This is a genomic window from bacterium (assembly GCA_019912885.1).
GTDB lineage: Bacteria > Lernaellota > Lernaellaia > JACKCT01 > JACKCT01 > JAIOHV01.
On the sequence record JAIOHV010000163.1, the window covers coordinates 1 to 5914 of the forward strand.

General features: G+C 64.3%; 6 protein-coding genes and 1 tRNA gene. 6 read left to right on the forward strand and 1 reads right to left on the reverse strand.

Annotation, left to right across the window (positions count from 1 at the left end):
* A partial coding sequence (locus K8I61_14335) for a hypothetical protein (protein MBZ0273213.1) occupies nucleotides 1–253 on the reverse strand: 253 nt, incomplete at its 3' end.
* Between the two features lie 151 nt (nucleotides 254–404).
* Here K8I61_14335 and ispE point away from each other — a divergent pair.
* The 6 genes from ispE to K8I61_14365 all read left to right on the forward strand — a co-directional run.
* Nucleotides 405–1397: a 4-(cytidine 5'-diphospho)-2-C-methyl-D-erythritol kinase gene (gene ispE / locus K8I61_14340; protein ID MBZ0273214.1), complete on the forward strand. Its 993-nt coding sequence runs from the start codon at nucleotides 405–407 to the stop codon at nucleotides 1395–1397.
* 51 nt (nucleotides 1398–1448) lie between these two features.
* Nucleotides 1449–1520: transfer RNA gene (locus K8I61_14345), tRNA-Gln, on the forward strand.
* Between the two features lie 92 nt (nucleotides 1521–1612).
* On the forward strand, nucleotides 1613–1945 hold the full coding sequence (locus K8I61_14350) for a hypothetical protein (protein MBZ0273215.1): 333 nt from the start codon (nucleotides 1613–1615) through the stop codon (nucleotides 1943–1945).
* A gap of 327 nt (nucleotides 1946–2272) precedes the next feature.
* On the forward strand, nucleotides 2273–3241 hold the full coding sequence (hemB, locus tag K8I61_14355) for a porphobilinogen synthase (protein MBZ0273216.1): 969 nt from the start codon (nucleotides 2273–2275) through the stop codon (nucleotides 3239–3241).
* A 19-nt stretch (nucleotides 3242–3260) separates the two neighbouring features.
* Nucleotides 3261–4988: a hypothetical protein gene (locus K8I61_14360; protein MBZ0273217.1), complete on the forward strand. Its 1728-nt coding sequence runs from the start codon at nucleotides 3261–3263 to the stop codon at nucleotides 4986–4988.
* Nucleotides 4989–5132: 144 nt separating this feature from the next.
* The coding region (locus K8I61_14365) for an NADH:flavin oxidoreductase (GenBank protein ID MBZ0273218.1) at nucleotides 5133–5914 on the forward strand (782 nt) is incomplete at its 3' end.

Consider the following 5914-nt stretch of genomic DNA (forward strand, 5'->3'; position numbering starts at 1 on the left):
CATCGTCGTCGTCGTCGTCATCATCATCGCCCGCATTGTCGTCATCGTCCGCGTCGTCATCGAAACCCGAGTCGTCGTACGCGATCCCGTCGCGCGCCGAGTCGTCATCGTCGCCGCACGAGCAGCCGGGGAGCGCGAAGATCAGCGGGAGGGAGAGGAGCAGGAGCGCGAAAAACGAAATGAGACGGGAGGGGGGAGCGAGCGGGCGCGCCGTTGAATTTTTCCGGCTGTTTGCGGTTCCCTCCTCGGTCACCGGGCGCTCCATTCCGATTCTTGTCGTTTGAAAATACTCTCGCGGCATTGTCACCACAACAACGTTATTGCGTTGATTGGGATTGGAAAATCGCGCGTCGCGCCGATCGCCGCTCCCTTTACTCACCGCGCGATTCCGAATAGCAAGAAGCATGACCGCGCCCGAACTCCGCATCGCCTGTCCCGCCAAGGTGAACCTGCGCCTGGAGGTGCTGGCCCGCCGAGCGGACGGCTACCACGAATTGCAAATGGCCAACGCACCGCTGGCGCTTGCGGACGAGCTTGTCGTACGCGCCGGAGCGCCGGGCGTGCGGCTTGTCATCGAGGGCGCGGACCTGGCGGCGGATGAAACGAACCTGGCGTATCGCGCGGCGCGGGCGGTGATGGAATGGTCGGGCACGGGCACGGGAACGGGCACGGGCACGTGGAATCGCGGGACCACGGATGGGGATGGGGATTCACTCAATCCTCAATCCTCAATCCTCAATCCTCGCGGATCCTCAATCCTCAATCCTCTCCATGCCGGCGTCGATCTGCGCCTGACCAAACGCATTCCCGTCGCGGCGGGACTTGGCGGCGGGTCGTCCGACGCGGCGGCAGCGATCCTTGCGGCCGAGCGCGCGCTCGGCGTGACGCTGTCGGATGACGAGCGCCTGTCGATCGCGACGCGCCTTGGCGCGGATGTGCCGTTTTTTCTGCAAACGCACGGCGCGATCGTGCGCGGCATCGGCGAGATCGTCATCCCCATCGAGATCGCGCGCGAGATTCCTGTCGTGCTGCTGAACCCCCGATTCGGCGTATCGACGGCGGAGGTCTATGCCGCGTGCGCGGATGCGCTGCGTCTTCCGCAAGAGCCGGCCGCGCTGCCCGAGCCGCTTGTCATCGACGGCGCGGCGGGCGCGGCGGCGCTTTTGCGCAACGATCTGGAGGCCATCGTGGCGGCGCGGCATCCGGAAATCGAGGTGATGAAACGGCTGCTGATCGACGCGGGCGCCGTCGCCGCGATGATGACGGGCAGCGGCCCGACGGTCTTCGGGCTCTTTGAAACCGAACCGGGTGCGGAGATGTTGGCGAAGGCGCAAACGCGCGGATTCCTGGCGATCACGACAAGCATTGTCCCGCGCGCGCCGGTTTTTGTAGACTGACCGCCCGCCGCATCGGAACGGAACGCCGGTTCGGCCGCCGGGAAGTGTTGTTGGGGCGTAGACAAGCGGTAAGTCACAGGACTTTGACTCCTGCATTCGTAGGTTCGAATCCTACCGCCCCAGTTCAGGAAATAGGAAATAGGAAATAGGAAATAGGAAATAGGAAAGAGGAAAGAGGAAAGAGGAAGCCGCAGCGGAAATTTTTGGGGGGAGCGATGTCGTCGATTACAGGTGCGCTGCTCGAATTCATCGACGACCTCATCATGCTCGCGGGGCGGATCGTTTCCATCGTCCTCTTGACCCTCTGGGTGCCGGTGTCGTGGCTCCTTTTTTGTCAGTGCATGGAAGCGACACTGAATCCCGAAGTCGGGCGGTCCATGGGGGCGGCGTTCGGGTACGCCGGCGGCACGATGGCGCTTGGGTTTCTGACGCTCGCGGGCGCGTGGTGGTGGTTCAAACGCGCGATTTATCTCCTCGTCGCAATATTTCTCTCGCTCGAAGAATGGATTACCGGAAGGGATCGCGCGGCAGAATGGCTTGAACGCTGATCGCAATGTGGCTTGCGCAATGCCCATACCGCCGAAAACGAAGCCGTATCGGACCACGCCGCGGGTGGCGAGTCGCCGTCGGAAGGGGACGGCCAGATCCTTCGCTGACGCTCAGGATGACGAAGCGCCACGATCACGAAGCGCCACGATGACGAAGCGCCAAGGCGTTGACCCGAGCTGGATTCCCAGCTCCTGAGCCTTCCAGCCTTCCAGCCTTCCAGCCTCTGAGCCTTCCAGCCTTTTTTATGCCCCCCCATCGTGGCATAATGCTTCGTTCGATTTTCGGCGCGTAAGCGCCCTTTGCATCTCAGGTGAGCCAGAGACGACATGACTTTTCCAACGCAGCGACCGCGCCGGCTTCGGCGCACGGAGGCCCTTCGGAGCCTCGTGCGCGAGACGCGCCTTGCACCCGAAGACCTTGTCGCACCGCTTTTCGTGCGGCCGGGCAAGGACGTGGCTGAGCCGATCGGCTCGATGCCCGGACAGTTCCGGCTCTCGGTCGATCGCCTCGTCGCGGAGGCACGCACGCTTGCCGAGCTTGGCGCCGGCGGTCTCATCCTTTTCGGCATTCCCGAAACCAAGGACGCGACCGGTTCGTCGGGTTACGCGCCCGATGGCATCGTGCCGACGGCCGTGCGGGCGGTGAAGGACGCCGTGCCGGATCTGGTGGTGGCGTGCGACGTGTGCCTTTGCGAATACACCGACCACGGCCATTGCGGTGTCATCAAGAACGGCGATGTGGACAACGACGCCACGCTGCCGCTTCTGGCGAAAGCCGCCGTCGCCTACGCCGATGCCGGCGCCGATATCGTGGCGCCGAGCGACATGATGGACGGGCGCGTTGGCGCGATCCGCAGGGCGCTTGACGAATCGGGCCACGCGGGCGTGCCGATCATGTCGTACGCCGCGAAGTTCGCGAGCGCGTTTTACGGCCCGTTCCGCGAGGCGGCCGACAGCACGCCGAGCTTCGGCGACCGCCGCTCCTATCAGATGGACGCGGCGAACAGCGACGAGGCCATGCGCGAGATCGCGCTCGATATCGAGGAGGGCGCGGACATCGTCATGGTCAAACCCGCCCTGCCGTATCTGGATATCATCGCCCGCGCGCGCGACCGCTTTGACGTGCCGATCGCGGCGTACAACGTCTCCGGCGAGTATTCGATGCTCAAGGCCGCCGCCGAAAAGGGCTGGCTCGACCACGACCGCGTCATGATGGAATCGCTTCTGGCGATCCGGCGCGCCGGCGCGTCGATCATTCTCACCTACTTTGCAAAGGACGCCGCGCGCCTGCTTTAACGCGCGGCTCGGGACACGCATGAAGAATCTGTTGAAGACCGGCGCCTTGCTATTTCTCCTCGCGACCGTCGCGATCTTCGCCGCCTCGTGTTCGTGCGGCGACGACGACGATGACGACGATGACAATGACGACGACGCCGATGACGATACGGCGGCCGACGACGACGCGGACGACGATTCGACGCCGGTCGATGACGACGCGGACGACGACACGTCGGACGACGACGCGGGCGACGACGACGAAGCCGGCGTGTTTTGGGAATACGTCGAGATCGATGGCGAGCCGGCGGATCCGAACCCCGTGACGCACGCGACGACGCCCGACGCGTTCAACAAAATCCGCCTGTTCCGCTACCGGATGGCCGGGCCGGACGGCGCGGTGTTGCCGGCGGAGGCGATCGTCATCTTGCAGGCGGGCTACACCGCGGGCGTCAACCAGCTCACGTATCTCGCGAAAAGCCTCGTGGAAGCTTCCGAGGGCGCGGTCGAGGTGTGGATCCCCGAAAAGCGCCATCACCTGCTCGAGGATCATTCGATCATCGATCTGGCCGAGGAGCGGCAGGATCCGTATCTGGCGCTCGACTATTACGTGTACGGCAAGGAGGTCGAGGGACAGACCTATTCGGATCCCGATCCGTATGGCCCCGAGACGGACATGATGAGCGAGTGGAGCCTGGATCTGTGGAATCGCGATCTGCGCCGGCTCGTGCACCTGATTCCCGAGGACCAGCGCCAGACGAGCGTGTTCCTCGGCGGCGACTCGCGCGGCGTCGCGATGACGCAGGCGTACGCCGCGTGGGAGTTCGAGGACGGCACGATCGGCGCGGACGAACTGGCGGGGGTCATCTGCTGGGACGGCGGACTGATGGAATATCAGAAGGTCAACGGCCTCAACTACCCGCAACTTCTGGCGGATATTCGCACGGGCGCGGGATTGCGTTATGTGAATATCGTCAGCTCGCAGTTCTGGTTCATGGAAACATTCGCGATGGCCGCGACCGAGGGTTTCGGCGATCCGGACGATCCGACGTTAGGCCCCGACGGCTTTTTCCCGGAGTACGCGGATTTCGCGGCGTTGTTCAAGGCGTTTCGGCGCGGAAAGTTCGTGAAGATTTCCAACGAGGCGTATTTTGGGATGACGCAGGACAGCGACTACATCCCCGTCTCCGCGTACATGGGGCACGTCGGCCGGCTGACCGGCGGCAAGCTGTGCAACGACATCCTCGGTGAGCACCCCTGCGAGATCGGCGCGACGTACACCTGGGCGCGCTACGACGAGACCGATCCGCCGGAACTTGTCGATTCGCAGGTCATCGCGCGCATGCTGTACGAGGGGCCGTCGAATTTCACGGATATCTATCACTCCAAGCGCTTCGAGCTCGACTTGTCCGCGGTGAAGGGCTTCGAAACCGAGGGCACCTGGGCGCACGATTATTTCCACGTTTATTCGTCGCGGATGAAAGCGCCGGTGTTCGCGCTGGTGTCGAAGGCCTACGAGAAGCGCGGATTTATGGAAGACTGGCGCGACGCGGTCGCGCCGGTGCGCGGCAAGGCCGGCCCCCGCGTGGGCGACGATTTTCTCATCATCTACAAGACCGATTGGAGCCACCTGGACGCCATCGCCGTGCATCCGTCGATCAACCCGATCTACCCGCAGCTTCTTGAATGGATCGGCAAGCAGACCGACGGCGACGTCGCGGTGCCGCGATTCGGGACGGTGATCGAGGAGAAATTTGTGGAAGACTGAAAGGCTGAGGCACGGAAAGCCTGGAAGTCTGAAAGTCTGAAAGGGCATCGCAAACAAACGAGCGTCGGAAACGGCGTCCGTCAGGTCCATTCGGTCCATCATGTCCATCGATAAGCAACGTCGCGTCACGCGCATCCGTATCCCATGACCGCCCGCATTGACGAACCCATGGTCATCGGCGGCGTCGCGGTGCGCAACCGGCTCTACCGGGCGCCGGTGCTCGAGGGCGCGGGCCGCGCGAAAGACCCCGCCGGGGAATACGCGAAACACTTCGTGCCGAACGCGAAGGCGGGCGTGGGGCTTATCGTCCAGGGCAACACCATCGTGCTGCCCGAGGGACGCACCTCGCCGGGCATGTCGGGCATCACCGGGCGCGAACAGGTGCTGGCGCTTGCGCCGATGGTGCGCCAGGTGCACGAGGCGGGCGCGCGCATCGCCGTTCAGCTTGGCCACGGCGGCGCGTATTCGCTCGAGAGCTGGCATCGCGAGTTTGTCGCGGCGCGCACGCATCTTCCGTTCGCGCCGGGTCGCCTGCCGTTCCCGCAGCGTTGGTTTCACGGCGGCGTGCACGTCATGACGACCGGCGAGGTCGAGGCGCTCGCCGCGCGTTTCGGCGTCGTCGCCGCATGGGCGCGCGAGGCGGGTTACGACGCGGTGCAGCTTGCCGGCAGCAACGCAAAGCTGTTGCACCTTTTCCTGTCTCGCCGCTACAACCGCCGCGACGACAAGTACGGCGGCTCGCTCGAAAACCGCTTTCGCCTGATCGCCGAAATCCGCGCGGCAATCGCGCGCGAGGCGGGCGAGGATTTTCCGGTGTGGCTGAAGTTTCCCGCGTGCGAAGGGCGCGGCATTTCGCGCACGGAAGGCATCACGATCGCGCGCCTCGCGGAGGATGCCGGATTTTCCGCGCTGACGCCGGTCATCGC